26 protein-coding genes, 1 tRNA gene and 2 pseudogenes are annotated in these 25,025 nt (G+C 71.0%); 18 read left to right on the forward strand and 11 right to left on the reverse strand.

Features of this window, described 5'->3' with window-relative positions; translation table 11 throughout:
• Positions 1-10: 10 nt before the first annotated feature.
• From AAW14_RS19950 to AAW14_RS19960, 3 genes are all read left to right on the forward strand, one after another.
• Positions 11-1,075 (forward strand): ADP-ribosylglycohydrolase family protein, encoded by a 1,065-nt coding sequence (locus AAW14_RS19950; protein ID WP_265565246.1) that lies wholly within the window; start codon positions 11-13, stop codon positions 1,073-1,075.
• An 85-nt stretch (positions 1,076-1,160) separates the two neighbouring features.
• Positions 1,161-1,463: a 4a-hydroxytetrahydrobiopterin dehydratase gene (locus AAW14_RS19955; protein ID WP_265565247.1), complete on the forward strand. Its 303-nt coding sequence runs from the start codon at positions 1,161-1,163 to the stop codon at positions 1,461-1,463.
• A 13-nt stretch (positions 1,464-1,476) separates the two neighbouring features.
• Complete coding sequence (locus AAW14_RS19960) at positions 1,477-2,217, forward strand: class I SAM-dependent methyltransferase (protein ID WP_265565248.1); 741 nt, start codon at positions 1,477-1,479, stop codon at positions 2,215-2,217.
• Positions 2,218-2,316: 99 nt separating this feature from the next.
• Here the strand turns inward: AAW14_RS19960 and AAW14_RS19965 are convergent, their stop codons facing one another.
• Positions 2,317-3,087, reverse strand: a complete 771-nt coding sequence (locus AAW14_RS19965) for a phytanoyl-CoA dioxygenase family protein (protein WP_265565249.1) — start codon at positions 3,085-3,087, stop codon at positions 2,317-2,319.
• Positions 3,088-3,210: 123 nt separating this feature from the next.
• Between AAW14_RS19965 and AAW14_RS19970 the strand changes: the two genes are divergently transcribed.
• Entirely contained in the window at positions 3,211-4,122 is a 912-nt protein-coding gene (locus tag AAW14_RS19970) for a class I SAM-dependent methyltransferase (protein ID WP_265565250.1), read from the forward strand.
• Positions 4,123-4,228: 106 nt separating this feature from the next.
• Complete coding sequence (locus AAW14_RS19975; RefSeq protein ID WP_265565251.1) at positions 4,229-4,930, forward strand: SDR family oxidoreductase; 702 nt, start codon at positions 4,229-4,231, stop codon at positions 4,928-4,930.
• Positions 4,931-5,143: 213 nt separating this feature from the next.
• On the opposite strand, the gene AAW14_RS19980 is transcribed toward AAW14_RS19975, so the two are convergent.
• On the reverse strand, positions 5,144-5,980 hold the full coding sequence (locus tag AAW14_RS19980) for an aldo/keto reductase (RefSeq protein WP_322741084.1): 837 nt from the start codon (positions 5,978-5,980) through the stop codon (positions 5,144-5,146).
• A 294-nt stretch (positions 5,981-6,274) separates the two neighbouring features.
• Between AAW14_RS19980 and pqqA the strand changes: the two genes are divergently transcribed.
• From pqqA to AAW14_RS20000, 4 genes and pseudogenes are all read left to right on the forward strand, one after another.
• Complete coding sequence (gene pqqA / locus AAW14_RS19985; protein ID WP_265565252.1) at positions 6,275-6,415, forward strand: pyrroloquinoline quinone precursor peptide PqqA; 141 nt, start codon at positions 6,275-6,277, stop codon at positions 6,413-6,415.
• Between the two features lie 17 nt (positions 6,416-6,432).
• Positions 6,433-6,660, forward strand: a pseudogene (locus AAW14_RS19990) (pyrroloquinoline quinone biosynthesis protein C); the annotation flags it as partial.
• 209 nt (positions 6,661-6,869) lie between these two features.
• A complete protein-coding gene (locus AAW14_RS19995; RefSeq protein WP_265565253.1) occupies positions 6,870-7,655 on the forward strand; it encodes a Tat pathway signal sequence domain protein in 786 nt (261 codons plus the stop codon).
• An 11-nt stretch (positions 7,656-7,666) separates the two neighbouring features.
• Positions 7,667-7,837, forward strand: coding sequence for a hypothetical protein (locus tag AAW14_RS20000; protein WP_265565254.1), 171 nt, complete (start codon positions 7,667-7,669; stop codon positions 7,835-7,837).
• An 85-nt stretch (positions 7,838-7,922) separates the two neighbouring features.
• On the opposite strand, the gene AAW14_RS20005 is transcribed toward AAW14_RS20000, so the two are convergent.
• Positions 7,923-9,749: an AMP-dependent synthetase/ligase gene (locus AAW14_RS20005; protein ID WP_265565255.1), complete on the reverse strand. Its 1,827-nt coding sequence runs from the start codon at positions 9,747-9,749 to the stop codon at positions 7,923-7,925.
• 275 nt (positions 9,750-10,024) lie between these two features.
• Positions 10,025-10,888, reverse strand: a complete 864-nt coding sequence (locus AAW14_RS20010; RefSeq protein ID WP_265565256.1) for a LysR substrate-binding domain-containing protein — start codon at positions 10,886-10,888, stop codon at positions 10,025-10,027.
• Between the two features lie 174 nt (positions 10,889-11,062).
• On the opposite strand from AAW14_RS20010, the gene AAW14_RS20015 reads away from it, so the two are divergent.
• A complete protein-coding gene (locus AAW14_RS20015) occupies positions 11,063-12,103 on the forward strand; it encodes a bile acid:sodium symporter family protein (protein WP_322741085.1) in 1,041 nt (346 codons plus the stop codon).
• On the opposite strand, the gene AAW14_RS20020 is transcribed toward AAW14_RS20015, so the two are convergent.
• The 4 genes from AAW14_RS20020 to AAW14_RS20035 all read right to left on the reverse strand — a co-directional run bounded on the left by AAW14_RS20020 (position 12,042) and on the right by AAW14_RS20035 (position 15,608).
• A complete protein-coding gene (locus AAW14_RS20020) occupies positions 12,042-13,265 on the reverse strand; it encodes a hypothetical protein (protein ID WP_265565258.1) in 1,224 nt (407 codons plus the stop codon). The two genes, AAW14_RS20015 and AAW14_RS20020, sit on opposite strands and share 62 nt — an antisense overlap.
• Before the next feature lie 270 nt (positions 13,266-13,535).
• Positions 13,536-14,279 (reverse strand): collagen-like protein, encoded by a 744-nt coding sequence (locus AAW14_RS20025; RefSeq protein WP_265565259.1) that lies wholly within the window; start codon positions 14,277-14,279, stop codon positions 13,536-13,538.
• Positions 14,276-14,548, reverse strand: coding sequence for a hypothetical protein (locus tag AAW14_RS20030; protein WP_265565260.1), 273 nt, complete (start codon positions 14,546-14,548; stop codon positions 14,276-14,278). Before AAW14_RS20030 ends, AAW14_RS20025 begins: the two co-directional genes overlap by 4 nt.
• 142 nt (positions 14,549-14,690) lie before the next feature.
• Positions 14,691-15,608, reverse strand: a complete 918-nt coding sequence (locus tag AAW14_RS20035) for a quinone oxidoreductase family protein (RefSeq protein ID WP_265565261.1) — start codon at positions 15,606-15,608, stop codon at positions 14,691-14,693.
• Positions 15,609-15,691: 83 nt separating this feature from the next.
• Between AAW14_RS20035 and AAW14_RS20040 the strand changes: the two genes are divergently transcribed.
• A complete protein-coding gene (locus AAW14_RS20040) occupies positions 15,692-16,129 on the forward strand; it encodes a MarR family winged helix-turn-helix transcriptional regulator (protein WP_265565262.1) in 438 nt (145 codons plus the stop codon).
• A gap of 19 nt (positions 16,130-16,148) precedes the next feature.
• A complete protein-coding gene (locus AAW14_RS20045) occupies positions 16,149-16,676 on the forward strand; it encodes an isochorismatase family protein (RefSeq protein ID WP_265565263.1) in 528 nt (175 codons plus the stop codon).
• Between the two features lie 160 nt (positions 16,677-16,836).
• Here the strand turns inward: AAW14_RS20045 and fdhD are convergent, their stop codons facing one another.
• On the reverse strand, positions 16,837-17,685 hold the full coding sequence (gene fdhD / locus AAW14_RS20050; RefSeq protein ID WP_265565264.1) for a formate dehydrogenase accessory sulfurtransferase FdhD: 849 nt from the start codon (positions 17,683-17,685) through the stop codon (positions 16,837-16,839).
• Between the two features lie 7 nt (positions 17,686-17,692).
• Positions 17,693-17,895: pseudogene (locus AAW14_RS20055) on the reverse strand (Fe-S-binding domain-containing protein); the annotation flags it as partial.
• 126 nt (positions 17,896-18,021) lie between these two features.
• Here AAW14_RS20055 and AAW14_RS20060 point away from each other — a divergent pair.
• The 6 genes from AAW14_RS20060 (at position 18,022) to AAW14_RS20085 (ending at position 23,526) form a co-directional block, all read left to right on the forward strand.
• Complete coding sequence (locus AAW14_RS20060; protein WP_265565265.1) at positions 18,022-19,347, forward strand: OFA family MFS transporter; 1,326 nt, start codon at positions 18,022-18,024, stop codon at positions 19,345-19,347.
• Positions 19,322-19,450 carry an MFS transporter small subunit gene (locus AAW14_RS20065; RefSeq protein WP_265565266.1) on the forward strand — a complete coding sequence of 43 codons (129 nt, stop codon included), beginning with the start codon at positions 19,322-19,324 and terminating at the stop codon, positions 19,448-19,450. The genes AAW14_RS20060 and AAW14_RS20065 overlap by 26 nt, the downstream gene beginning before the upstream one ends.
• A gap of 159 nt (positions 19,451-19,609) precedes the next feature.
• The gene (locus AAW14_RS20070) at positions 19,610-20,557 is read left to right on the forward strand and encodes a beta-ketoacyl-ACP synthase III (RefSeq protein WP_265565267.1); all 948 of its coding nucleotides are present in this window, start codon (positions 19,610-19,612) and stop codon (positions 20,555-20,557) included.
• A 167-nt stretch (positions 20,558-20,724) separates the two neighbouring features.
• Entirely contained in the window at positions 20,725-21,402 is a 678-nt protein-coding gene (locus AAW14_RS20075; RefSeq protein WP_265565268.1) for a GntR family transcriptional regulator, read from the forward strand.
• A 285-nt stretch (positions 21,403-21,687) separates the two neighbouring features.
• A complete protein-coding gene (locus tag AAW14_RS20080; RefSeq protein ID WP_265565269.1) occupies positions 21,688-23,229 on the forward strand; it encodes an aldehyde dehydrogenase family protein in 1,542 nt (513 codons plus the stop codon).
• A 212-nt stretch (positions 23,230-23,441) separates the two neighbouring features.
• Positions 23,442-23,526, forward strand: a tRNA-Leu gene (locus tag AAW14_RS20085).
• Between the two features lie 91 nt (positions 23,527-23,617).
• Here the strand turns inward: AAW14_RS20085 and AAW14_RS20090 are convergent.
• Entirely contained in the window at positions 23,618-24,889 is a 1,272-nt protein-coding gene (locus tag AAW14_RS20090; protein ID WP_265565270.1) for a tyrosine-type recombinase/integrase, read from the reverse strand.
• Between the last annotated feature and the right edge of the window lie 136 nt (positions 24,890-25,025).

The following is a 25,025-nucleotide window of genomic DNA, read 5'->3' on the forward strand; positions in this document are numbered from 1 at the left end:
GGAGTGGTACATGTACGACCGGCTGAACCCGTCCTGGGAGGCCACGGCGATCTACCGGGCCCGGGTGCGCGGCTGTCTCCTCGGGGGCGCCATCGGCGACGCCCTCGGACATCCCGTCGAGTTCGCCACCCTTGACCGTATCCGAGCCACGCACGGCGCGAAGGGAGTCATCGGACTCCTGCCCGGCGGCGGAGGCGTGGTGGGCCGCGTCACCGACGACACCCAGATGACCCTCTTCACCGTGGAGGGTCTGCAGCAGGCGCACGAGCGCGAGCGGCACAAGGGGATCGGCGGCGGCTGGTCCCGGCTGGTCCGGGACGCCTACGGCCGCTGGTACGACACCCAGCGCCTGTCCGGGCCGCCCGAAGGGTCCCGGGGACTCGCCGCGCAGCCCTGGCTGTACGCGCGCCGTGCCCCCGGCAATGCCTGCCTCTCCGGCCTCGCCCAGGACTTCGCCCCGGACCCGGGCGCCGCACTGGGCCGCCCCGGACCGGTCAACTCCGACTCCAAGGGCTGCGGCACGGTCATGCGCTCGGCGCCCTTCGGCCTCACCCGGGTGCCCGCCGAGACCGCGTTCACCATGGCCGCGCGCTGCGCCATGATGACTCACGGCCATCCCACCGGCTACTACTCCGCGGGCGCCTTCGCCGCGATCGTCGCGCACCTCGTCGAGGGCGACTCACTCGAGGGCGCCGTGCTGCGCGCCGTGCGCCTGCTCGCCCGGTACCCCGGACACGAGGAGACCACCGCCGCCCTGCGGCACGCCCTCGACCTGGCCGCCGAGGGCTCGGCGACCGCCGAGAAGGTCGAGACGCTGGGCGCGGGCTGGATCGCGGAGGAGGCCCTGGCCATCGCCGTGTACTGCGCCCTTGCCGAACCGGACGTCCGGCATGCCCTGCTGCTGTCCGTCAACCACTCCGGCGACAGCGACTCCACCGGCTCCGTCTGCGGCAACCTCCTCGGCGCCCATCACGGCGACCACGGCCTGCCGCACGACTGGCTGGAGCGCGTCGAGGGACGCGCCGACATCACCGTCGTGGCGGACGGCCTCGCCGCGGAGTGCGTACGACGCTGAGGGCCCGGCCGCGCGTACGGCGCCGCACGGAGGGGATGTGACAGGGTGGGGCAACCCGCCCGCGCAGTACGGAAGGAGCCTGGTCATGCCCGTCGAACCACTGTCGCAGAAGGAGATCGAGGACCGGCTGGCGGAGCTGCCCGGCTGGTCGCAGGACGGCGACCGGATCGCCCGCTCCTACCGGCTCGGCTCGCACTTCGCGGCGGCCGCGATGGTCGTCCACATCGCCCAGGTGCAGGAGGAACTCGACCACCACTCCGACCTCACCCTCGGCTACCACACGGTCTCCCTCACCGTGAACACGCACACCGTCGGCGGCGTCACCGCACTCGACTTCGAACTGGCCCGCAGAGTCGAGGAGTTGGCATCCGGCCACGGCGCGCACTGAGGGACGGCCGCTGATGCTCGACTACGACGAGGAGGCCGAGGAGTACGACGCGACGCGCGGGGGCGAGCCCCGGGCCGCGGCGGCGGCCGACGCCGTGCTCGGGCTGATACCCGAGGGCGCCGGCCGACTGCTCGACGTGGCCTGCGGCACGGGCATCGTGACCCGGCGGCTGGCGGCGGCGCGGCCCGGTCTGCGGGTCATGGGCGCGGACCTCGCGCAAGGGATGGCCCGCCGGGCCGCCGCCCGGCTGCCCGGCACCGTTGTCCTCGCCGACAGCCGCCGACTCCCCTTCGGCGACGGGACCTTCGACGCGGTCACGAGCGTGTGGCTGCTCCATCTCGTCGACAGTCCCGAGGACGTACGGGCGGTGGTGGCCGAGTGCGCCCGCGTGCTGCGGCCCGGCGGGGTGTACGTCACCACCGTCGACAAGGCCGACGCGCATGACGTGGGCAGCGACATCGACACCGTCCTCGCCCCGCGCCCGCGCCGCCCGGCCCGCGACGCCGCGCCGGCGGTCGCGGCGTACGCCGCCGCATCCGGTCTGGTACCGGCCGGACAGGCCCGCTTCGCCGGTGTCGGCCAGGGCCGTAGTCCCCGCCGCGCGGCCGCGGACCTGCGGCGCGGCTGGTTCACCACGCTGCCGCCCGGCGCCCCGCTCAGCGAGCGCATGGCCGCCGGGCTGAAGGCACTGCCGGACCAGGACCGGCCGCGCCCCGACCCGGTGTTCACCCTGCGGGCGTTCCGCAAGGGCTGAGCCCACCGGGTGCGGCAAGGGTGGCGCGGGTCGGTGAGCGCGGGCCACACCCGTGGCTGTCCATCCGCCGCAGCCTCGTGGGCCGCTGATCCGCAGGGGTCATTCCGTGCGGCCCAGGCCCCGGCGGATCGCGGACTCCACGGCCGAGTAGTCACTGTCCGCCCGCTCCAGCTCGCACGGGACTGCCGGGTACAGCGGCGGCTGCGCCATGAAACGGGGGCGGGTGCCGTGGTGGGGCTGCGCGGCGTGGACCAGGAAGGGATGGCAGAGGTAGACGTCGCCCGGGTGGCCGGTGGCGTGGGCGAGGGCGCGGTGTGCGGAGGCCGCGACGAGGCTCGGTGCGATCTCCAGGCCCGACACGCCCTCCTCGCCGTACGGCTCCAGCAGCCGGGGCACATCGAGGTGCGAGCCGACGCGGATACGGGTCGGGGCGTCGTCCTCGGTCACCTCGCTGAACAGGAACAGCATCAGCAGTGCCCGCTCCCTGGACCGCACGTTGGCGAAGTACCACGTCTCGCCCTCCGGGAGGTAACTCCCGTCGATGTGCCAGCCCGCGTCGTCCGGCTCCTCCTTGTGCGGGAAGCGCAGCGGGAAGGTGCCCAGCGAATAGCGCGGCTCCCAGCGCCCGGCGCCGACCAACGCATCGAACGCCTCATGCAGCGCGGGGGAGTTGGCCGCCGCCGCGAACGGTCCCTGCGCCATGCCGGGCACCCGGTGCACGGGGTCCTTCCAGGTGCCGGGGTCCTCGGGGTCGTATCCCGTCTCCCGCCACAGCAGCCGCGCGCAGTCCTCGGCGACGCGCGGCGGGAAGGCGCCCTCGATCTTCACGAACCCGTCCTCGAGGAAGCGCTCCACCATCACGTCGTCCATGGGGCCATCGTCGGCGACGGGCCGCCCGTGGCGCACCTCAATTTTGCCGCTCCGGCAACAGAAGTGGCCCGCTCGCCATGCGTCGGCGCAGGCTGGCGCCACCGAGAAGAGAGGCTGACCACCATGGCACAGGTCCCCCACGGCCACGACGGGCACCACGACCACCCCGGCCACGCCCGGCACCACGGCCACACCGACATCGACTGGGCCCTGATGGCTCCGATGCTGGAGGCCCAGGCGGAGCTGTTCGCGCCCCTGTACAGAAGGGCCATGGAGTGGCTGGCGAAGGAGGGGGTCGAGCCCGGTCTGATCGTCGACGCGGGCAGCGGGCCGGGCGTCATCTCCTGCCTCTTCGCCGAGGCGTTCCCGGGCGCGCGGGTCGTCGCGGTGGACGGCTCCGAGCTGCTGCTGGAGCGCGCACGCGACCGGGCCGCCCGCCTCGGCCTGGCCGACCGCTTCGGGACGATCGCGGGTGAACTTCCCGGCGCGCTGGCCGAGTTGGACTATCCGGCCGATCTGCTGTGGGCCGGCAACAGCCTGCACCACATGGGCGACCAGCGGGCCGCCCTCGCCGCGTTCGCCGCGCGCCTGGCGCCCGGCGGCACCGTGGCCCTGCTGGAGGGCGGTCTGCCCTCGCGGTTCCTGCCGCGGGACATCGGTTTCGGGCGCCCGGGTCTGCAGGCGCGGCTCGACGCGGTGGAGGCGGAGTGGTTCACGCGGATGCGGGCCGAGCGGCCCGGCGCCGTCGCCGAGACCGAGGACTGGCCGGCGTTGCTGACCGCCGCGGGCCTGCAGCACACCGGCACCCGCAGCTTCCTGCTGGATCTGCCCGCCCCGGTCACGGACCGGGCCCGCGCGTACGTCGTCGCCGTCCTGACCCGGCTCCGCGAAGCCCTGACGGACGGACTCGACCCCGACGACCGCGCCACCCTGGACCGTCTCCTCGACCCCGGCGACGAGGCGAGCGTGCACCACCGCAAGGACGTGTTCCTCCTCAGGGCTCACACGGTGTACACCGCCGTCCGCCCTGTCTGACATGGCCCGTCGCCGCTCCGGACCCGGAAGGCTGCTGTGACGCTTGACTTGGAGAGCGCTCCAGGTGATGGACTTTCCGGCGTTCCACGAGACCCAGGGGGTAACCATGACCGATTCTCCGGTCGCACTGATCACGGGCGGTGGCAGCGGCATAGGCGCCGCCGTGGCACGTCAACTCCTCGACGCGGGGCAGCGGGTGGCCGTCACCGGGCGCGGTGAACGGCGGCTGAGCGACCTTGCCGACGAACTCGGCCGTCCCGGGGGTCTGTTGACCATCACCGGCAGCGCGTCCGAGTACGACCAGGTCCGCGCGGCCGTCGACGCCACCCTGAAGGAGTTCGGCCGGCTCGACACGGTTGTCGCCAACGCCGGGTCCGCCACCCATGACACGGTCGCCGAGGGCGATCCGGCCGGGTGGACCGAGATGGTGCTGACGAATGTGCTCGGTCCCGCGCTGCTCATCAGGGCCTCCATCGACGCCCTCAAGGAGACCCGGGGCCGGATCGTGCTGATCGGCAGCGTCGCAGGTTTCGTGCCCACGCCCGGCAACATCTACGGGGCGACCAAGTGGGCGGTGACCGGGCTCGCCGAGAACACCCGGCGGCAGGTCACCGAGTGGGGCGTGGGTGTGACGCTGATCGCGCCCGGCCGGGTGGAGACCCCGTTCTGGGACAGCCACGGCAGCCTCCCACCCGGTCGTCTCCTCACCGCCGACCAGCTCGCCGACTCGGTCGTCTGGGCGATCCGGCAGCCCGCGGGCGTCGACGTCAACACCGTGGTCGTACGGCCGATCGGACAGCCCAACTGACCGGCGCAAAAGTTTCCTTACCAAGTGCGGTACAAGGTGGACCCGTCTGCATGCCCACGTCAAACGCTGGGACGGGCGTGGTTGGTTGGCCTCAGGTGCCGAAACGCGCAGCTGTACCGCGTGCGCTGATCCCGGTCGGTTCCTGGGTCGCGAACCGCGGCGGCGCGCCCCGGATCCGCCGGCGAGGCGGTCCGGAGCGCGCCGCGGAGTCCTTCAGCCCATGTCGAACGTCGCCGGGTCCGGACCGATGCGACGGTCCTCGTTCAGTGCGCTGATCGCCGCCATGTCCTCCGTGTCCAGGGAGAAGTCGAAGACGTCGATGTTCTCCTTGATGCGGGACGGAGTCACGGACTTCGGGATCACGATGTTGCCGAGCTGGAGGTGCCAGCGGAGCACGATCTGGGCCGGGGTGCGGCCGTGCTTCTGCGCGATGGCGACGATCGCCGGAACCTCCAGGAGGCCCTTGCCCTGGCCGAGGGGCGACCAGGCCTCGGTCGCGATGCCGTGCTTCTTGTGGTACTCACGCGCAGCGTGCTGCTGCAGACGCGGGTGCAGCTCGATCTGGTTGACCGCCGGGACGACGGACGTCGCGCCGAGCAGCGTCTCCAGGTGCTCGGGAAGGAAGTTGGAGAGACCGATCGCCTTGGCGCGGCCTTCGGCGCGGATCTTCTCGAAGGCCTTGTACGTCTCGACGAACTTGCCCCGGGACGGCAGGGGCCAGTGGATCAGATACAGGTCCACGTACTCGAGGCCGAGCTTCTCCAGTGACACGTCGAAGGCGCGCAGCGTGGAGTCGTACCCCTGGTCGCTGTTCCAGAGCTTCGTGGTGATGAAGAGGTCCTGGCGGGGGATGCCGGAGGCGGCGACCGCCTTGCCCACGCCCTCCTCGTTGCCGTAGATCGCCGCTGTGTCGATGCTGCGGTACCCGGCCTCCAGGGCGGCGGCCACGGCGCTCTCGGCCTCGTCGTCCGGCACCTGCCAGACGCCGAAACCCAGCTGGGGCATCTCGACGCCATTGTTCAGGGTGATCGGGGGGACCTTGCTGCTCACGAGCTCTCGATCCTTCAGTCGTCGGGTGGTACTCACATCGTCAACGATCACGGCCTGCCGTGCATTCCTGACCGGCGGTTTCCCCGCCGAATCTCGACACGGATCACAGATTGGCCGGAAATGGATCCGACCTTGTCGGTCCGGACCATTGACCGGTTCCCGTCATCCGGCAACTCTGTATCGCGACGCCGAACGCATCAATGAACATCATGCAAGTACGTGAACGCCCTTTCCTGCCTGACCCGGCCTTGTGTCGAACCGTCCCCCACTCGCTAGGAAAGCAGGTACGCACACATGAACGAGAAGGAGCAGAAGGCCTACCCCCTGGAAGCGAGCATTCGGGAAACATCGGAGGAAAAGGCCTGGGAGGCTCCCGCGTATCTGGTCGTGGACACCGCCCTGGAGGTCACCGCCTACGCGCTCCGCGACCACTAGCCGGCCGGTGGTCGCAGATGACCGCGCCACGCGTGCGCGACGACGGGCTCGCAGGCGCCTGGGGGACCACCGAGTTCACCGAGCGGCTGCGAGCCGTCGCCGAGGACCGCCACCACCATCGGCACCCCTTCAACCTCCGGATGCACAACGGCGAGTTGACACACGACGAGCTGCGCCACCGGGTCGCCAACCGCTTCCACTACCAGCGCCACATTCCCGTCAAGGACGCCCTCGTCCTGGCGAAGTTCGACGATCTCGGGTGGACGAGATCGTCACCGCGCTGCAGCAACGGTTCCCGGGCGCACCCGTCGCCCTCGAACGGCACCAACGTCGGCGACTACGCGTACTACGTCGCCCGCACCCGGGCCACCAACGACTTCCACGCCCTGGGCGCCTTCCTGATCATGAACGAGCAGCTCCGGACGACCCACCCCTCGGGACGAGGTGATCAGTCATGAGCCCCACCAGAAGAACCCTGCTGGGCGCGGCACTCGGCGGCACGGCCGCGACGGCCGTCGGCCTGCCGGTGACACCCGCAAGGGCCGCATCCTGGCAGCTGAAGTGGTCCCCGTCGGCGAGCGGCGACGGCCTCGGCGCCTTCGAGACCGTCGAGGACGACCGCGCCGACTCGCACCCGGCCGGGCATCCGCACATCTTCGCCACCGGCAACGACTGGCGCTTCAACATGCACACGGTCGACCGGGACACATCGGCCGACCGGCAGCGCCAGGAGGTCACCGGGCTGCGCACGAGCAGCAGCAGCTACCTCGAGTGGACCGAGGGCCAGACCTGGCGGGTCACGTACTCCATGTACATTCCGAGCTCGCTCAAGGCGACCACCACCTTCACTCACATCATGCAGATGAAGCAGCCCGGCAACGGCACCCTGCCGATCGTCGTGCAGTCCCTGAGGCGTGTGAACGGCGTGCAGACCATCGAGCTGAATCTCGCCGTCGACGACATCCTCGTCGGCCGCACCGACCTCGAGCCCCTGCACGACAAATGGACCGACGTCGACTTCCGGATCAAGGTCGGCAACGGCACGGCGGGTTCGGTCCGCTGGATCCTCAAGAGCGGCTCGGCGACGGTCCTCGACAAGTCGAAGAGGGGAGTCGACACCTTCCTCGCCGATCGGGTGCGGCCCAAGTGGGGCATCTACCGGTCCCTGGGTGACACCTCCGGGTCCTTGCAGGACACGTATCTCCTGCTCACCAACCTCCGTGGCTATCAACTGGCCTGAAAAGCCGTCATATGCGACCTCCCACAGTGCCCGTGAGGCGGGTGGCGGCGCTCGTCGTCGCGGTTCTCGCCGTCGTCCTCGGACTCTGCCACCCCTCGGCCCTCGCGGCCCCACGACGCACGCCCCGCGCCGCCGTCTACGACGTACGTGACTACGGCGTGGCTGTCCACGACCGACTGTGACAACAATGGAGGTGCGGCGGCCGGGTCCGGCAAGATCTTCCGCGTGACGATCGACCAGGCAGCCGGACGGGGCGCCGTGCCGGGCTCAGACCCGGTACAGCGCCTCCACCTCGTTCGCGTAGGCGTTCTCGATCGCCTTGCGCTTCAGCTTCAGCGACGGGGTGAGCAGCCCGTGTTCCTCGGTGAACTGGTGCGCCAGGATACGGAACGTGCGGATCGACTCGGCCTGCGAGACCAGTGTGTTCGCGGCGACCACCGCGCGCCGTACCTCGGTCTCCAGGTCGGGGTCGCGCACCAGATCGGCCGGGGACAGCTGCGGTTTGCCGTGCATCTGCAGCCAGTGCTCCACGGCCTCCGACTCCAGTGTGACGAGCGCGGCGATATAGGGGCGGTCGTTGCCGACGACGATGCACTGCGCGACCAGCGGATGGTCCCGTACGCGCTCCTCCAGCAGCCCGGGGGAGACGCTCTTGCCGCCGGAGGTCACCAGGATCTCCTTCTTGCGGCCGGTGATGGTGAGGAAGCCGTCCTCGTCGAGGGAGCCCAGATCGCCGGTGGCGAGCCAGCCGTCGTGCAGGGCCTCGTCGGTGGCCTTTTTGTTGTTGAGGTAGCCCTGGAAGACCTGGCCGCCGCGCAGCCAGATCTCGCCGTCGTCCGCGATGTGCACGGTGGTGCCGGGGATGGCCTGGCCGACAGTGCCGTACCGGGTGCGCTCGGGCGGGTTCGCGGTCGCCGCCGCCGTGGACTCCGTCAGCCCGTAGCCCTCGTAGATCTGGATGCCGGCCCCCGCGAAGAACAGCCCCAGCCGGCGGTCCATCGCCGAGCCGCCGGACATCGCGTGCCGCACCCGGCCGCCCATCGCACCGCGGATCTTGGCGTACACGACCTTGTCGAAGAACTGGTGCTGCATGCGCAGGCTCGCCGACGGCCCGGGGCCGACGCCCCACGCCTTGGCCTCGATCGCGTCCGCGTACCTGACGGCGACCTCGACCGCCTTCTCGAAGGGGCCGGAGCGGCCCTCCTTCTCGGCCTTGCGGCGGGCCGCGTTGAAGACCTTCTCGAAAATGTAGGGCACCGCGAGGAAGAACGTCGGCTTGAACGCGGCCAGGTCGGGCAACAGAGCCGCCGCGTTCAGCTGGGGCTGATGGCCCAGCTTGACCCTGCCGCGGATGGCCGCGACCTGCACCATCCGCCCGAAGACATGGGCCAGCGGCAGGAACAGCAGGGTGACCGCCTCGTCGCCCTTCTTGGTGTGGAAGACCGGCTCATAGCGCTCCATGACCGTGTCGGCCTCGACCATGAAGTTGGCGTGCGAGAGGACGCAGCCCTTGGGGCGGCCGGTGGTTCCCGACGTGTAGATGACCGTGGCCGTCAACTCGGGAGTGACCGCGGTCCGGTGCCGGTGCACCACTTCGTCCTCGATGTGGGTTCCGGCGTCGAACAGCTCCTGCAGGGCCCCCGCGTCGAGCTGCCACAGCCGGTGCAGCTGCGGCAGGCGGTCGATGACCGTGGCGATCGTCATCGCATGGTCCTCGTGCTCCACCATCGCGGCCGAGACCTGCGCGTCGTACAGCATCCAGAAGACCTGTTCCGCCGACGAGGTGGGGTAGACGGGCACCACCTGGGCACCGATCGTCCACAACGCGAAGTCGAAGAGCGTCCACTCGTAGCGGGTACGGCACATGATCGCGATCCGGTCCCCGAACCGGATCCCCTGGGCCAGCAGCCCCTTGGCGAGCGCCATGACCTCGTCGCGGAACTCGGCGGCGGTCACATCACGCCACCGGCCGTCCTCGCCCTTGCGGCCGAGGGCGACTCGGAGCGGATCTTCCTGGGCATACTCGAAGACGACGTCGGCCAGGCCGCCCACCGGCGGCGCCGACGCCAACGGGGGGTTGGTGAACTCGCGCAATCCCGCTCCTAGTGGCGCTCCGCAGCGCCGTGAAAGCTACCCCACCGCCCGGTCGGGCGGGAGGGGGCTCAAAGCTCCGGGACTCATCACAAACGCACAGGTCAGCCTAAGAAAATGCCCGCACAAGGGGAAGGGGCGGACAGAATTCCTTACGGCGGCGTAGGTTCCGGGCCCGTAATCTCCACGGAATCTGTACGACGCGATTACCGCCTGCCACGGGTACTCGCCGGTAGCTTCTGGCGTGGCGGCTGGTTCTTTCGACGCTGGTGCACAGGCTACCGGCGGTGCAGCCGGTCCCCGCCCGCCAGGATCGCCGCAGCCAGCGCCCGGGCCGCGTGCTCGGCCGGGCCCCGGCGCTCGCCATGGACCAGAACGAAGTCGATCTCGCCCAGCTCCGGCAGGCCCGCCCGCTCCGGCACCCGGACCAGACCCGGCGGGACCAGACCCCGCGAGTGAGCCATCACGCCGAGACCGGCGCGGGCCGCCGCGATCAGACCGTTGAGGCTGCCGCTCGTGCACGCGATGCGCCAGGCACGGCCCTGCCTGTCCAGTGCCTCCAGGGCGCGGGCGCGGGTGATGCCCGGCGGCGGATAGACGATCAACGGCACCGGGCGGTCGGGGTCCAGGCGCAGCCGCTCCGCGCCGATCCACACCAGCCGGTCGTGCCGGACCAGTTCCCCGCGCGGGTCCTGGGGGCGCCGCTTGGCCAGCACCAGGTCGAGCCGGCCCGCCGCGAGCTGTTCGTGCAGCGTGCCCGAGAGCTCGACCGTCAGCTCCAGGTCCACCTGGGGATGCCCGTGCCGGAAGCCCTCAAGGATCTCCGGCAGCCGGGTCAGCACGAAGTCCTCCGAGGCGCCGAAGCGGAGCCGACCCCGCAGCCGCGTCCCCGTGAAGAACGCGGTGGCCTGTTCGTGCACCTCAAGGATCCGCCGTGCGAAGCCGAGCATCGCCTCGCCGTCCTCCGTCAGCTCCACGGAGTGCGTGTCCCGGGAGAAGAGCTGGCGTCCCGTCGTGTCCTCCAGGCGCCGCACGTGCTGGCTCACCGTGGACTGGCGCAGCCCGAGCCGCCGGGCGGCTCCCGTGAAGCTGAGCGTCTGGGCGACGGCGAGGAATGTGCGCAGCTGGGACGGGTCGTACACACCCCCAGCCTATCGCGGAACGCGATGACAGTCAGAGCGGTGTACGGGATTCCCGATCACTGGCCCGAGGGGCACGATGGAGGCCCTGGAGAGGGCACGACCGTGCCCGGCACCGCACGGACAGCGAGCAAGCGAAGTAAGCGAGCAAGCGAAGCAAGGAAGTAGTGGAGCACAGTGGAACGCCTGCGATGGCCGCGTTGGATGCCCGTCGACCCGTACATCCTCCTGCTGCTGGGGACCGTGGGGCTCGCGGCCCTGATCCCGGCGCAGGGCGTGGCCGCCCACGTCGCCTCGGGCGCCTCCACGGCCGCGATCGCCTTCCTCTTCTTCCTTTACGGGGCCCGGCTCTCCACCCATGAGGCGCTGGCGGGACTCAGGCACTGGAGACTCCATGTCACCGTGCTGGCCTGCACGTTCGTGATCTTCCCGCTGCTCGGCCTCGCCGCCCGGGGCCTGGTGCCGGTGCTGCTGACCCACGACCTCTACACCGGTCTCCTCTTCCTCACGCTCGTCCCGTCGACCATCCAGTCCTCGATCGCCTTCACCTCGATCGCGCGCGGCAATGTGCCCGCCGCGATCTGCGCGGGCTCGTTCTCCTCGCTGGCGGGCATCGTCATCACCCCGGTGCTGGCGGCGGCCCTGCTCGGCAACAGCGGCGGCGGCTTCTCCGCGGACTCGCTCATCAAGATCGTGCTCCAGCTGCTGGTGCCGTTCCTCGCCGGGCAGGTGCTGCGCCGCTGGATCGGGGGCTTCATCACCCGGCACAGGAAGGTCCTCGGGCTCGTCGACCGCGGCTCGATCCTGCTGGTCGTCTACACCGCGTTCAGCGAGGGCATGGTCCAGGGCATCTGGCACCGGGTGAGCCCGCTCCGGCTGGGCGGACTCCTGGTCGTCGAGGCGGCTTTGCTCGCCGTGATGCTGGCCCTGACCTGGTACGGCGGCCGGGCCCTGGGCTTCGGCCGGGAGGACCGGATCGCGATCCAGTTCGCCGGGTCGAAGAAGTCCCTGGCCTCCGGACTGCCCATGGCGAGCGTCCTGTTCGGCGCCCATGCCTCGCTGGCGGTGCTGCCGCTGATGCTCTTCCACCAGATGCAGCTCATGGTCTGCGCGGTGATCGCCAAGCGCCGTTCCCACGACGCTCGGCGGCCGGCCGTCAGCCCCGGGTCAGCCGCAGCGTCACAAACCGCGGTCGGTACAGCGACACGTTCCGACTGAGGTTCGCGGCGGCGCCGCTGGGGTCCAGCCAGTTGACGTCATAGCTGAGGACGAGCCGGTCGCCGTCCAGTTCCGGGTGCGCCTGCGGGTTGTACGCGGCGACCTCGCCCTGGGGCAGCGGCGGAGCGAACCCCCTGGTCGGGCCGTGCCAGGGGCCGGTGGGCGCACACGCCCAGTACGAGGTGACCGTCGTCAGTCCCCGGGTGCCCGCGGCCATCGTGAACAGGACGTACGTCCCCGCGTCCGACACGACCGTGAACGCGCTGCCCACTCCGGCGCCCTGCCCGTCCCCCAGCACGGCCCCGGGGTACGGCCGGGACGTCCACGCCGACCCGTCCCAGTACTGCCATGCCGCGGGCTGATCGAGCCGGCCGCGCGGCACCCGCGCGACATACGCATGTGAGACGGGACGCGCGGCGGCCCGGGCGTCGTCGCCGCCGAAGACGTAGGTCCAGTCGCCGTCCACCGCCGCCGTCGTGCCGAACAGCACGCGCCGGGACGGGTCCGGGACCCGCTCCTGGCCGAGGATCCGCACGATGCCTTCCACCCGCAGATCCGGCAGCGAGAGCGTGGCGACCTCGGTCGCGGTGGGGACTCCGTAGATCCACGGGTACACGCCGGCCGTACGGGTCCACAGCAGAACGCGAAGCACCTGCTCGGACGAGCCGGGGGAGCGGGGCTCGACCCGGGCCGCCACCGGCCAGCGCCACTGGTTCGGCGCCGGGTCCGGGAACAGCGGCGCGGGCAGGGTGCTCTCCAGGCGGCCCGATGGAGCCATCACCACGGCCGAGTTGCGCACCAGCGGGGCCGAGGCCTCCCGCCAGGAGTACCACTCGCCGAGCGGGTTGGGCGGACCGTGCACCTGGCCCAGGTACGTGTCCGAGAACAGCCACAGCACCCGCCCGTCCGGCAGCCGCACCGAGTGGGTGCCGTCGCCGCCGGTCCAGTCGTCGGCGCGCGTGCCTTCGTCGCCGTACCGTGTGAACTCGGCGTTCAGTCCGGTGTCCGCCGCCCAGGACCGCACCGTGCGCTGCGCGCACGCGCCGCTGCCCTCCCGGTCGTGGTGCGGGAGGGCGGTGAGCAGCACTGCCGCGCAGACCAGGGCCAGGACCAGGCCGAGACCGGTCCCGGCCCGGCGTCGTGCTCGTCCGTCATCGGGCACGCCCGGGACGTTAGTGGCTGGGGCTCACCCGGTCCATGGGCAGCCACAGGACCGGGCCCCGCGCCGGCACGGGGTCGTCGGCGCCCAGGGCGGCCGTCTTGTGCACAGAGCCCGGACTCCGTGATGCCGCCCGCCCTTCGTGCGTTCGGACATGCCAGACACCCGACATCCCATGTCCAACGTTCGGGCCGCAGACGCTACTTGAGCTCTGACGGGCCTCACAGGAAGCGTGCCGGTGGGCGCCGGGGGCACCTCCACGTCCGGTGTGTGTCAAGTGGGCGGCGGCGGGGGCGGGAGCGGTATGCCCGCGGTCCGGGGTGTCGGGCCCGGTACCGCCACCGGCGCCGCGCCGGTCCTGCGGCACACCAGGGCGTCCGGGTCGCTCGCCGGTACCTGGAGGCTGTAGCCGTCCGGGCAGGCCGGCCCGGGGTCGCCCTTGAGGCCCTCGGGGCCGGGTTCGCCGCGCTCGCCGGGTTCGCCCTTCGCTCCCATCGTGCCCTGGGTGCCCTGCGGCCCGGCCGGGCCCGTGACGCCGTCCCTGCCTTTGCCGCCCGGCTGCCCCGAGGGGCCCGGCGCACCGGACGGGCCGGGCGCACCGGACGGGCCGGGCGCACCGGACGGGCCGGGCGGACCCGACGGGCCCGGTTCGCCGCGCGCACCGGCCGCGCCGTTCTTCCCGTCCGCTCCCGTCGCACCCGGGTCACCCTTTTCGCCCGGAGCTCCGGTGGGCACCCTCAACCGGTCCAGCAGGTCGTCCACCGCGTCGGCGGGATCCGGGGCGGCGGGGGTCCCGCCGCCGGCCTTGACCTGGGCGCGCAGTGCCCGGACATCGGCGGCGAGCGTGGACAGCGCCTTGCCGCGCCGGTCGGCCTCCACGCTCAGTTCCTGCGCCTTGCGGTCCCCGGCGTCGATGCGCTCCCAGAGGATCACCGCGACACCGGAGAGCGCGACCAGGGCGCAGACGAGGAAGATCTTCCGCCAGCGCTGGGCCAGCGCGTGTTGCAACCCGGTCACGGCGTCCCTCCGAGTCGGTGGATGTCGAGCCGCAGCCGGGCGATCTCCGACTGGTCCGCGGAGTGCAGCAGGGTCAACTCGTCGATGCGTGAGTCGCGTTCGGCGACCTGGCGCTCCAGCCGGTCGCACTCCGACTGCAACTTCTCGGTCAGGCTCGAGTAGCCGTTCAGCGCGTTCTCCCCGCGCTTGCCCAAGTACGCCACCACGGCCGCGCCCAGCGCGCCCGCGCACGCCAGTGACGAACCGAGCAGAGTGGTGTCGGCATCCAAGTATCCGCCTCCTACCTGGACGACGGACCGCGCGCGGCCCGTTGGACTCTTCTGTACAACGAGTCGACGGGTGACGGGGTGTGCGCCCGACCATGAGTACTTCGGATAGGTGATCGGGGGGCAAACCCCTGACCTGCGGCGGTCAGGGGCGCACAACCACCTTCCCCAGATTGCGCCGTGACTCGATCTCCGTGTGCGCCTTCGCCGCGTCCTCCAGCGCGAACTCCGCGTGCACGAAGGGCTTCAGCGCGCCCTGCGCGTACAGCCGCCACAGCTCCTGCCGCCACCGCTCGTACAACTCCGGCTTCCCCCGGGCGATGCGCGCCATCTGGAAGCCGATCACAGACTTGGCGCCCACCAGCAGGTCGTACGCCCGAATGGTTCCGCCCCCCGAGCTGTAGGCGACGAGCCGTCCGCCCGGAGCGAGTGCGGCGATCGCCGGGGTGAGCAGGTCGCCGCCGACCGCGTCGAGGGCGTAGTCGACGGGTTCGCCCCACTGGGGAGCGTCATACGTGATCACCTCGTCGGCGCCGAGCGAGCGCACGAACTCCGCCTTGCCGGAGCCGGACACCGCGCCCACGACGCGGGACGCCCCGCGTATCCGGGCCAGTTGGAGCGCGAGATGGCCGACACCGCTCGCCGCCGCCGTGACCAGGACCGACTCGCCGGGTTCCGGCCGCGCCGCCTCCAGCGCGCCGAGCGCGACCAGACCGCTGCGGACCAGCGCGACGGCGTCCACGGCGCTTGCGCCGCCGGGGACGGGTGAGGCCATGGCCTCGTGCAGAAGGACGAAGTCGGCGTAACCGTGCCCGAAGCACAGCCCCGTCACGCGGTCGCCGACCCGGAAGCGCGTGACACCGTCACCGACCGCCAGCACCTCGCCCGCGACCTCGCCACCGAGCGGAACCGGCTCGGCGGCCTCGGCGACCTTGCGTACGACGGGCAGGGTCAGCCCTACGGCCTCGCAGCGCACGAGGAGTTCACCCGGGCCCGCTGCGGGGACGGGTACCTCTTCCAGGAACAGGGGGCCGCCGGTGGACTCGTACCGGACGCGACGCATCGCACCTCCACAGGTCGTTGGGGATCCCAACGTTATCCCAGATTTCATTGGGGAGTCCAACGGCTATTCGCTAGGCTGCGTCCATGGCCGAAGCCCCCCTCCCCGCCATCCGTTCCCTGCCCAGTTGGGTCCTCGGCCGTGCCGCCGCACGCGGCCGGGCCCTGGTGGCCGACGCCCTCGCCGCAGAGGGCATGAGGATGTGGCACCATGTCGTCCTCTCCGCCGTCCGTGACCTCGCCCCCGTCGCTCAGGCCGATCTCGGGCGCAGCGTCGGGCTGGACCCCAAGGACCTGGTCGGCATCCTCAACGACCTGCAGTCCGCGGGCCATGTCGTGCGCGAGCCGGACCCCGGGGACCGCCGCAAGAACGCGGTGTCGCTCACGGAGAACGGCGAGCGGCTGCTGAAACGCTGTGAGACGGCGGCCCGCGAGGCGAACGACGCCCTGCTCGCCCCGCTCTCGGCCGCCGAACGCGACAGATTCATGGACCTGTTGATCCGGATTTCCGGTACGGACGGCTGATGACGGCTAACGTTCCGTCATGGCCGAAGCCCTCGCGCTGGATCCGGCGCACACCGCCCTTGTGCTCATCGACCTGATGGACCGCATCGTCGCCCTGCCCCTGGAACCCCGCAAGGGAGCCGAAGTCCTCGTCGCAGCCGAGGAGTTGGCCGAAGCGTTCCGGACGGTCGGCGCACTCGTCGTGCTCGTCCGTGCCGAGCGCCCCGGCATCGCCGAACAGCCGCCCGGCAGCGGGCTGGTGGCCGGACTGCTCAGGGACGGCGACCTGGAGGTGGTGAAGCGGACCGTCGGCGGCTTCCAGGGCACGGACCTGGACGAGCGCCTGCGCCGGCACGGCATCACCACCCTGGTGTTCGGCGGTGTCGCCACCAATCTGGGCGTCGAATCCACCGCCCGTGCCGCCGCCGACCTCGGATACGACCTCGTCTTCGTCGAGGACGCCATGGCCGCGTTCACCGCCGCCGAGCACGAGGCCTCCGTGCGGCTCGACTTCCCCCGACTCGGATCGGTCGTGGCCGCCTCGCAGGTGCGGCTCGCCGCCGGGTGACCGGTCGGACCAGCACCCCGCCGCCGTCCACGACCACCACCGGACCGGTGCTGTAGCCGCCGCGCATCGGATACGGATCCGCCTCCGCGACATCCGCCCGCGTGCCCAGGCACCCGAACGGGGCGCTCCCCGTCGGCCGGAGCCCGCCGCGAGAAGGCGGTCAGCCCCGGTCGGCCGTCGTCCGTAGGATGATCCGCTGCTCGCCCGCGTACACGTTCATGGAACTGCCCCGCAGGAAGCCCACCAGGGTCAGCCCCGTCTCGGCGGCCAGGTCCACGGCCAGTGACGAGGGTGCCGAGACCGCCGCCAGCACCGGGATGCCCGCCATCACGGCCTTCTGCGCCAGCTCGAAGGAGGCCCGTCCCGACACCAGCAGGATCGTGCGGGACAGCGGCAGACCGCCGCTTTGCAGGGCGCGGCCGACCAGCTTGTCGACGGCGTTGTGCCGGCCCACGTCCTCTCGTACGTCGAGCAGCTCCCCGTCCTCGGCGAACAGGGCCGCCGCATGCAGGCCCCCGGTCCGGTCGAAGACCCGCTGGGACGCCCTCAGACGGTCGGGGAGGGTCGCGAGCAGCTCCGGCTCCACCCGCACCGGGGGAGTGTCGGCGACGGGCCAGCGTGCCGTCGTACGGACCGCATCCAGACTCGCCTTGCCGCACAGGCCGCACGACGAGGTCGTGTAGACGTTGCGCTCCAGCGTGATGTCGGGGATCGCCACGCCGGGCGCGGTCTTCACGTCCACCACGTTGTACGTGTTCGAGCCGTCCACGGTGGCACCCGCGCAGTACACGATGTTCTGCAGGTCCTGCCGCTCGGCCAGCACTCCCTCGCTCACCAGGAAGCCGGCGGCGAGCGCGAAGTCGTCGCCGGGGGTGCGCATGGTGATCGCGAGCGGCTTGCCGTTGAGCCTGATTTCCAGGGGCTCCTCGGCGACGAGCGTGTCCGGCCGGGCCGAGACCGCCCCGTCCCGGATGCGGATCACCTTGCGTCGTTCCGTGACTCGTCCCATGTCCTGATCAGCCCCGGTTCTGTACGTGCTGGCAGCCGAAACGGCCCTTGATGCGGAGGTTGCCGTGGGTCACCGGGCCGTCCCTGGCGAGGTGACCTTCACCGTCTCATTGTCCTGCACGCGCGGAGCGACGTGGCGGCCCACTCCGCCGTGGGCGCGGACCGTCATGGTCCGCGCCCGCGCCGGCTCGTCCCGGGTGCCCGCAGCGCGGCCCGAAGCGCGCACCGGCGGAGGACCCGCCGCCACGACCGTTCGGCGCACCCCGGATACCGCTCACCGCATGCGGCCGACCCGCCGGGTTCTCAACTCCCTTGTGCGCACCTACCGTTCGGGATCATGAGCCCTCCTGTCGCACCCCCCGGGTGGAGCCGCTGGCTGGTCCCGCCCGCCGCCCTGTCCGTCCACCTCTCCATCGGCCAGGCCTACGCCTGGAGCGTGTTCAAACCGCCCCTGGAATCCGCCCTTCGTCTCAGTGGCACACAGAGCGCGCTGCCCTTCCAGCTGGGCATCGTCATGCTCGGGCTGTCCGCCGCGTTCGGCGGCACGCTCGTGGAGCGCAACGGGCCCCGCTGGGCGATGACCGTCGCCCTGGTCTGCTTCTCCTCCGGCTTCCTGCTCTCGGCGCTCGGCGCGGCGAGCGAGCAGTACTGGCTGATCGTCCTCGGCTACGGCTTCGTCGGCGGCATCGGTCTCGGCATCGGCTACATCTCACCCGTCTCCACGCTGATCAAGTGGTTCCCGGACCGGCCCGGCATGGCCACCGGCATCGCCATCATGGGCTTCGGCGGCGGCGCGCTGATCGCCTCGCCCTGGTCGGCGCAGATGCTGCAGTCGTTCGGATCCGACCACTCCGGGATCGCGCTCGCGTTCCTGGTGCACGGGCTGTCGTACGCCGTCTTCATGTCGCTCGGCGTCCTGCTGGTGCGGGTGCCGCGCACCGAGAAGCCGGTCGCGTCCGGGCCGAGCGCCTTCGAGGGCGTCCAGGTCTCCGCCCGCGACGCCCTGCGCACCCCGCAGTTCTGGTGCCTGTGGATCGTGCTGTGCATGAACGTGACCGCAGGCATCGGCATCCTCGAGAAGGCCGCCCCGATGATCACGGACTTCTTTGCCGGCACCTCGGCACCCGTGTCCGTCTCCGCGGCCGCCGGCTTCGTCGCCCTGCTGTCGGCGGCCAACATGGCAGGCCGCATCGGCTGGTCCTCCACCTCCGACCTGATCGGGCGCAAGAACATCTACCGCGTCTATCTGGGCGTCGGCGCGCTGATGTACCTGCTCATCGCGTCGTTCGGCGACTCGTCCAAGCCCCTGTTCATCCTCTGCGCGCTCGTGATCCTCTCCTTCTACGGCGGCGGCTTCGCCACCATCCCCGCCTACCTGAAGGACCTCTTCGGCGCCTACCAGGTCGGCGCGATCCACGGCCGGCTGCTCACCGCCTGGTCGACCGCCGGTGTCCTCGGGCCGCTGATCGTGAACTGGATCGCCGACCACCAGAAGGGGGCGGGCAAGCACGGGGCTTCCCTCTACGGTCTGTCCTTCGTGATCATGATCGGTCTTCTCGTCGTCGGGCTCGTCGCCAACGAACTGGTACGGCCTGTCCACCCCCGCCACCACATCCCCGCACCGAAGGAGGCCGCCGATGGCCGACGAGAGCAACGCGCCTGACCGGCGAGCACTGACCGTCCTCGCCTGGCTGTGGGTGGGGGCGCCCCTGTGCTACGGCCTCTACGAGCTCGTACTGAAGGCCAGGCAGCTTTTTGCGGGGTAGGCCGGGACGGGGGTAGGGGAGATGCTCGGGCGTCCGAGGGTCTGCGGGAAGCCGACAACACCGGCGTCCCATTCCTGTCGCTTCACCTGCCGTCGTACCCGTGAGTCACTGTTCAGACTGGTGGATCCCGCTACCCACGGCAAAGAGGGGGAACCACCCATGCACGGTTCGCGCATCGCCGCCGTCGGCCACTACCAGCCCGCCAAGGTACTCACCAACGAGGACCTGGCGGGCATGGTCGACACCAGCGACGAGTGGATCAGGACCCGGGTGGGCATCCGCACACGCCATATCGCCGAGGACGACGAGCCCGTCGACGAGTTGGCCGCGCACGCCGCGGCCAAGGCGCTCGCGGCGGCGGGCCTGGCGCCCGGCGACATCGACCTGGTCGTGGTCGCCACCTCCACCGCCGTCGACCGCTCGCCGAACACGGCCGCCCGGGTCGCGGCCCGGCTCGGGATCCCGCAGCCCGCCGCGATGGACGTCAACGTCGTCTGCGCCGGCTTCACCCACGCCCTCGCCACCGCCGACCACGCCGTGCGCGCGGGCGCGGCGACACGGGCGCTCGTCATCGGCGCCGACAAGATGTCCGACGTGACGGACTGGAGCGATCGTACGACGTGCGTGCTGGTCGGTGACGGCGCCGGAGCGGCCGTCGTCGAGGCGTGCCTTCCCGGCCACGAGCCGGGGATCGGGCCCGTGCTGTGGGGCTCGGTGCCCGAGATGGGGCACGCGGTGCGTATCGAGGGAACGCCCCCGCGGTTCGCGCAGGAGGGGCAGAGTGTCTACCGATGGGCGACCACCCAGCTCCCGCCCATTGCGCGCCGGGTCTGCGAGCGCGCCGGGATCGAGCCCGAGGACCTCGCCGCGGTCGTGCTGCACCAGGCGAACCTGCGCATCATCGAACCGCTCGCGGAGAAGATCGGCGCCGTCAACGCAGTCGTCGCCCGTGACGTCGCAGAGTCCGGGAACACGTCGGCGGCGAGCATTCCGCTCGCGTTGTCGAAGCTGGTGGAGCGGGGGGAGATCTCGGGCGGCGACCGGGTGCTGCTCTTCGGCTTCGGCGGGAACCTGTCGTACGCCGGTCAGGTCGTCCGCTGCCCCTGAGGCGCCGGCCTTGAGCCCCGTGCCATGGGGCCGAGCGGGCCGTGCCATGGGGCCGGAGGAGGTCAACTCCCCCCGTCCCCAGCCTTGGTGGGCTCTGGTGGGCCCTGGTGGGCCTTGGTTGGACCGTAGGCTGTAGACAAAACGGAGGGGGACGGGGGGAAGGGGGGATGTGGCCGACAGGACTGCCACGGGGAACGGCGCCCAGGCTGGAGAGGCCCGGCCCTCTGCGTGAGCGGGTCTACGAGGCGCTGCTCGAACTGATCACCACGCGTGCCCTCCAGCCCGGTCGGCACCTCGTCGAGAGCGAACTCGCCAGGCACCTCGGGGTCTCCCGGCAGCCGGTGCGCGAGGCGCTGCAGCGGCTGAACACCGAGGGATGGGTCGATCTGCGGCCCGCCCAGGGCGCCTTCGTGCACGAGCCGACGGACCAGGAAGCCGACCAGCTCCTCGGCGTTCGTACGCTCCTGGAGGCCGAGGCCGCCCGGCTCGCCGCCGCGCACGCGGACAGCGCCGGCATCGCGGCCCTGGAGGAGCTGTGCGCCGAGGGCGAGCGAGCCGTCGCGGAGGACGACGTGGACGGCGCGGTCGCGCTGAACGCCCGCTTCCACGCCAAGGTGACGGAGCTCGCGGGCAACGCGGTGCTCGCCGAGCTGGCGGGGCAGGTCGAGCGTCGGGTGCGCTGGTACCACACGCCGGTCGCCCGGCAGCGCGGGAGGCAGTCCTGGGCCGAGCACCGCGACCTGATCGCGGCGATCGCGGTGGGCGACGAGCAACGTGCGACGCGGCTCATGCGCGAACACACCGAGCACACGAGGCGGTCGTACCACGCGCGGACGAATTCCTGACCGCCCCGACCGCCCTGACCGGCCTGACCGCCTCGACCGCACAGGTCGCACAGGTCGCACAGGCTCTCAGGTCGCGCTGATCGCGCTGATCGCGCTGATCAACGGCCGACCGCACTGGAAGCGGAGCGTGACGTCACTCATAGTTGACGTGAGATTACTTTCCGGCGCAACGGCCTCTCGCTAGCGTCCTTTCTACGACGTCCGCATGCGCCGTGGTGCGACCACGTACGCGGACCAGCCATGCACCTCCCGCCCCCGACTGTGCACCGAGAGCGGAGCAACCGAATGGCACCCACCCTCACCCTCAAAACCGGTACGTCCTGGGCCGACGCCTGGCGGCGCTGTCTCGTCGTCGCCCCCGAGGCCTTCCGCGACGACCGTGTCCTCAACCTCTGGGACTCCTCCTGGCGGCCGGACGGCCGGGCGCTGCCCGCCACCAGCCCGGTCGACGGGGGCCCCATCGCGGGTCCGCCGCGTGTAGGCCGGGACACCGCCCGGCGCGCCGTACGGGCGGCTCTGGACCAGCACCGCTCCTGGCGTCATGTACCGCTGGCCGACCGCCGTGCCCGGGTCGCCGCGACCCTCGACGCCCTCACCGAACACCGCGACCTCCTCGCCCTCCTCCTCGTCTGGGAGATCGGCAAACCCTGGCGGCTCGCGCGGGCCGACGTGGACCGGGCCATCGACGGCGTGCGCTGGTACGTCGACGGTGTCGAACGGATGATCGGCGACCGGCCCCCGCTGGACGGCCCCGTCTCCAATATCGCGAGCTGGAACTACCCGATGAGCGTCCTGGTCCACGCGATGCTGGTCCAGGCACTGGCGGGCAACGCGGTCATCGCGAAAACCCCCACGGACGGTGGTGTCGCCTGCCTCACCCTGGCCTGTGCGCTCGCCGCGCGGGAGGGGATCCCCGCCACCCTCGTCAGCGGCAGCGGAGGCGAACTGTCGGAGGCGCTGGTACGGGCGCCCGAGATCGGCTGCGTCTCCTTCGTCGGGGGCCGCGACACGGGAGCCGCGGTGGCCACGGCCGTCGCCGACCTCGGCAAGAGGCACATCCTCGAGCAGGAGGGCCTGAACACCTGGGGCATCTGGAACTTCTCGGACTGGGACTCGCTGTCGGCGGTCATCCCGAAGCTCTTCGACTACGGCAAACAGCGCTGCACCGCGTACCCGCGATTCGTCGTCCAGCGGCCCCTGTTCGACGAGTTCCTGGCGGCGTACCTGCCCGCGGTGCGCACGCTCAGGGTCGGCCACCCGCTGGCTGTGGAGCGCGTCGACGACCCTTGCCCGGAGCTGGACTTCGGCCCGTTGATCAACGCGGCCAAGGCGAAGGAGCTGACCGATCAGGTCGCCGAGGCGATCAACCGGGGGGCGGTCCCCCTGCACCGCGGCAGGGCGGCCGACGCACGCTTCCTGCCCGGCCAGGACACCTCGGCATACGTCCAGCCGGTCACGCTCCTCAACCCGCCCCGCTCCTCCCCGTTGCACCACGCGGAACCGTTCGGTCCGGTCGACACGATCGTCCTGGTCGACACGGAGGCCGAGCTGCTGGCGGCGATGAACGCGTCGAACGGCGCGCTGGTCGCCACGCTCTCCACGGACGACAGGGCGACGTACGACCGCCTCGCCCCGCAGATCCGCGCCTTCAAGGTCGGCCACGGCAAGCCACGCTCCCGCGGCGACCGCGACGAACTCTTCGGAGGCTTCGGCGCGTCCTGGCGCGGCGCGTTCGTGGGCGGCGACCTGCTCGTACGCGCGGTGACCCAGGGTCCGGCGGGGGAGCGGCTGCCGGGGAACTTCCCGGAGTACCAGCTGATGCCGTGAGGCATGACGGGAGGGTGCGCGCGCCCCGCGTGCGCCCGCCCCGTCACCACCGAGTGATCACTCCATCACCAACTGTGAGTGCCCGGATGTCCGCGCGCCCCGACGATGCCGCGGCATGCAGAGGACGGATACGCAGGTGAAAGCCACTCCGAAACCTTGGTATTGTTGTCCCTGTCGCCGCGGGGAGGGCCCCGCGACACGACAGACACCTGGTCCGGGTGGCGGAATGGCAGACGCGCTAGCTTGAGGTGCTAGTGCCCTTTATCGGGCGTGGGGGTTCAAGTCCCCCCTCGGACACTAGCTGAGACCCCTGTTCATCAGGGGTTTTCTGCTTTCCAGGACTGTGGCGTGACCAACCACGTGACCAACAGCCTGGAGACTCCCCAGGTCAGACCAGGGATGACAGGCCGAGTCGGCCCGCACCGGAGGCGGCCAGTCGGCGCGCTCCGTCCTTACGAGAGTGGCCGTACCGGGCCATGGTGTAGCCCGGCGAGTGGTGCCGGACGTTGGCGGAGACCTCTACCGGGTTCTCTCCGGCCTCCAGATCGTTCGTGACCTTGCTGTGCCTCCAGTCGTGAATCCGGAAGTCCTCAGGCAGGTGCAGGCGGGTGCGCAGGGTGCGCCACCGTGCAGACACCTTCTCCGGGTCCTGCGGGCCCCCTGCCTCGCCCCGGTAGAGCTTGAAGCCGTCCCGGGCGAACACAAGGTCATGATCGACCCAGGCGGAGCCGAGACGTGCACGCTCGGCGTCCTGCCGCTCCTTCTGCCACTTCAGAACGTTCATGACGCTCTGGTCCACGTAGATCAGCGCGTTGTCGTCACCGTCCTTGGTCAGCTTCCGGAGGCGGTAGGTGTTGCCCTCTTCGACCACGACCCAGCCCAGTTCGATGGCTCCCTCTTCCCAGTGGATCAGAGACCACTTCATCCCCAGTGCCTCACTGCGCCGCACGCCGGTTGCGGCGTAGACGGTCCACAGCGGAGCATCACGAAGACAGTGATGGGTCAGGCCACCATCACAGGCACGGTTCCCGCACGGCTCCCATACGGCTGCCAGGAAGCGGGCCGTCTGACCGTCGTCCACGGTGGGGTACTTCTGTTCCTGCGCCCGTATCTCCCGCGCTGTGGGCGGGTGAGCCGATGCCGCCGGGTTGGCGGGAATCAGCTTGGGCACAGCAGCCCCGAGAGCGCCGGACAGGATGTTGTGAATGTGCCGGACGCTCTTCGCGCCGAGCGGCTTGTCCTTGTTGGTCGGGCACGGGGCCGTCTCCAGCAGCCGGTACAGATCATCAAGCGTGTCGTCGGTGACCTCACACAGCTTCACACAGCCGATGTGCGGCTTGATGTGCAGACGGATCTTCGTCTCGTACCCGGCCACGGTCGTCCCCTCCTTCCTGAGATTCGACAGCCACTTGTCGAGCCAGTCACCCAGCTTCATGTCAGAGCGGGCCGCGATCTTGCCCGCCTCGTAGTTGTTGTGCCACTCCCGCAGCGCCCTTTCTGCTGCGGTCTTGGTCGGGTAGTCCCGGCCGATCCAGTAACGGATCTTCTTGCCCTGCGCCTTGTCGAAGTGGAGCGGGGTGCGCACACCCCAGGTGTTCGGTCTGCCCTTGCGCGGGATCTCCACCGGAGTCCCCCCGAGACCGTTACCGCGCTTTGCCAAGGTGTCAGTCGCCTTCCTGGTCCTGGTGCCACTGGGTGAGGATCGAGGACGCCTTTTCGGTGAGCTTCTGGCCGTCCCACAGCCCGAGTTCTTTAGAAGCCATCTCATTTGGTGAGTCTGCGGTAGCAGATGAGGG

The sequence above is a fragment of the Streptomyces hygroscopicus genome, from assembly GCF_026168105.1.
Lineage (GTDB): Bacteria > Actinomycetota > Actinomycetes > Streptomycetales > Streptomycetaceae > Streptomyces > Streptomyces hygroscopicus_D.

Bases quoted from the DNA above. Each gene is read 5' to 3' on its own strand.
- AAW14_RS20080 (WP_265565269.1), top strand. From the start codon at position 21,688: ATGGCACCCACCCTCACCCTCAAAACCGGTACGTCCTGGGCCGACGCC.
- AAW14_RS20075 (WP_265565268.1), top strand. From the start codon at position 20,725: ATGTGGCCGACAGGACTGCCACGGGGAACGGCGCCCAGGCTGGAGAGG.
- AAW14_RS19955 (WP_265565247.1), top strand. From the start codon at position 1,161: ATGCCCGTCGAACCACTGTCGCAGAAGGAGATCGAGGACCGGCTGGCG.
- AAW14_RS20035 (WP_265565261.1), bottom strand. From the start codon at position 15,608: ATGCGTCGCGTCCGGTACGAGTCCACCGGCGGCCCCCTGTTCCTGGAA.
- AAW14_RS20000 (WP_265565254.1), top strand. From the start codon at position 7,667: ATGCGACCTCCCACAGTGCCCGTGAGGCGGGTGGCGGCGCTCGTCGTC.
- AAW14_RS20065 (WP_265565266.1), top strand. From the start codon at position 19,322: ATGGCCGACGAGAGCAACGCGCCTGACCGGCGAGCACTGACCGTCCTC.
- AAW14_RS19975 (WP_265565251.1), top strand. From the start codon at position 4,229: ATGACCGATTCTCCGGTCGCACTGATCACGGGCGGTGGCAGCGGCATA.
- AAW14_RS19965 (WP_265565249.1), bottom strand. From the start codon at position 3,087: ATGGACGACGTGATGGTGGAGCGCTTCCTCGAGGACGGGTTCGTGAAG.
- AAW14_RS19950 (WP_265565246.1), top strand. From the start codon at position 11: ATGTACGACCGGCTGAACCCGTCCTGGGAGGCCACGGCGATCTACCGG.
- AAW14_RS19970 (WP_265565250.1), top strand. From the start codon at position 3,211: ATGGCACAGGTCCCCCACGGCCACGACGGGCACCACGACCACCCCGGC.
- pqqA (WP_265565252.1), top strand. From the start codon at position 6,275: ATGAACGAGAAGGAGCAGAAGGCCTACCCCCTGGAAGCGAGCATTCGG.
- AAW14_RS20070 (WP_265565267.1), top strand. From the start codon at position 19,610: ATGCACGGTTCGCGCATCGCCGCCGTCGGCCACTACCAGCCCGCCAAG.
- AAW14_RS19995 (WP_265565253.1), top strand. From the start codon at position 6,870: ATGAGCCCCACCAGAAGAACCCTGCTGGGCGCGGCACTCGGCGGCACG.
- AAW14_RS20045 (WP_265565263.1), top strand. From the start codon at position 16,149: ATGGCCGAAGCCCTCGCGCTGGATCCGGCGCACACCGCCCTTGTGCTC.
- AAW14_RS19960 (WP_265565248.1), top strand. From the start codon at position 1,477: ATGCTCGACTACGACGAGGAGGCCGAGGAGTACGACGCGACGCGCGGG.
- AAW14_RS20040 (WP_265565262.1), top strand. From the start codon at position 15,692: ATGGCCGAAGCCCCCCTCCCCGCCATCCGTTCCCTGCCCAGTTGGGTC.
- AAW14_RS20060 (WP_265565265.1), top strand. From the start codon at position 18,022: ATGAGCCCTCCTGTCGCACCCCCCGGGTGGAGCCGCTGGCTGGTCCCG.
- fdhD (WP_265565264.1), bottom strand. From the start codon at position 17,685: ATGGGACGAGTCACGGAACGACGCAAGGTGATCCGCATCCGGGACGGG.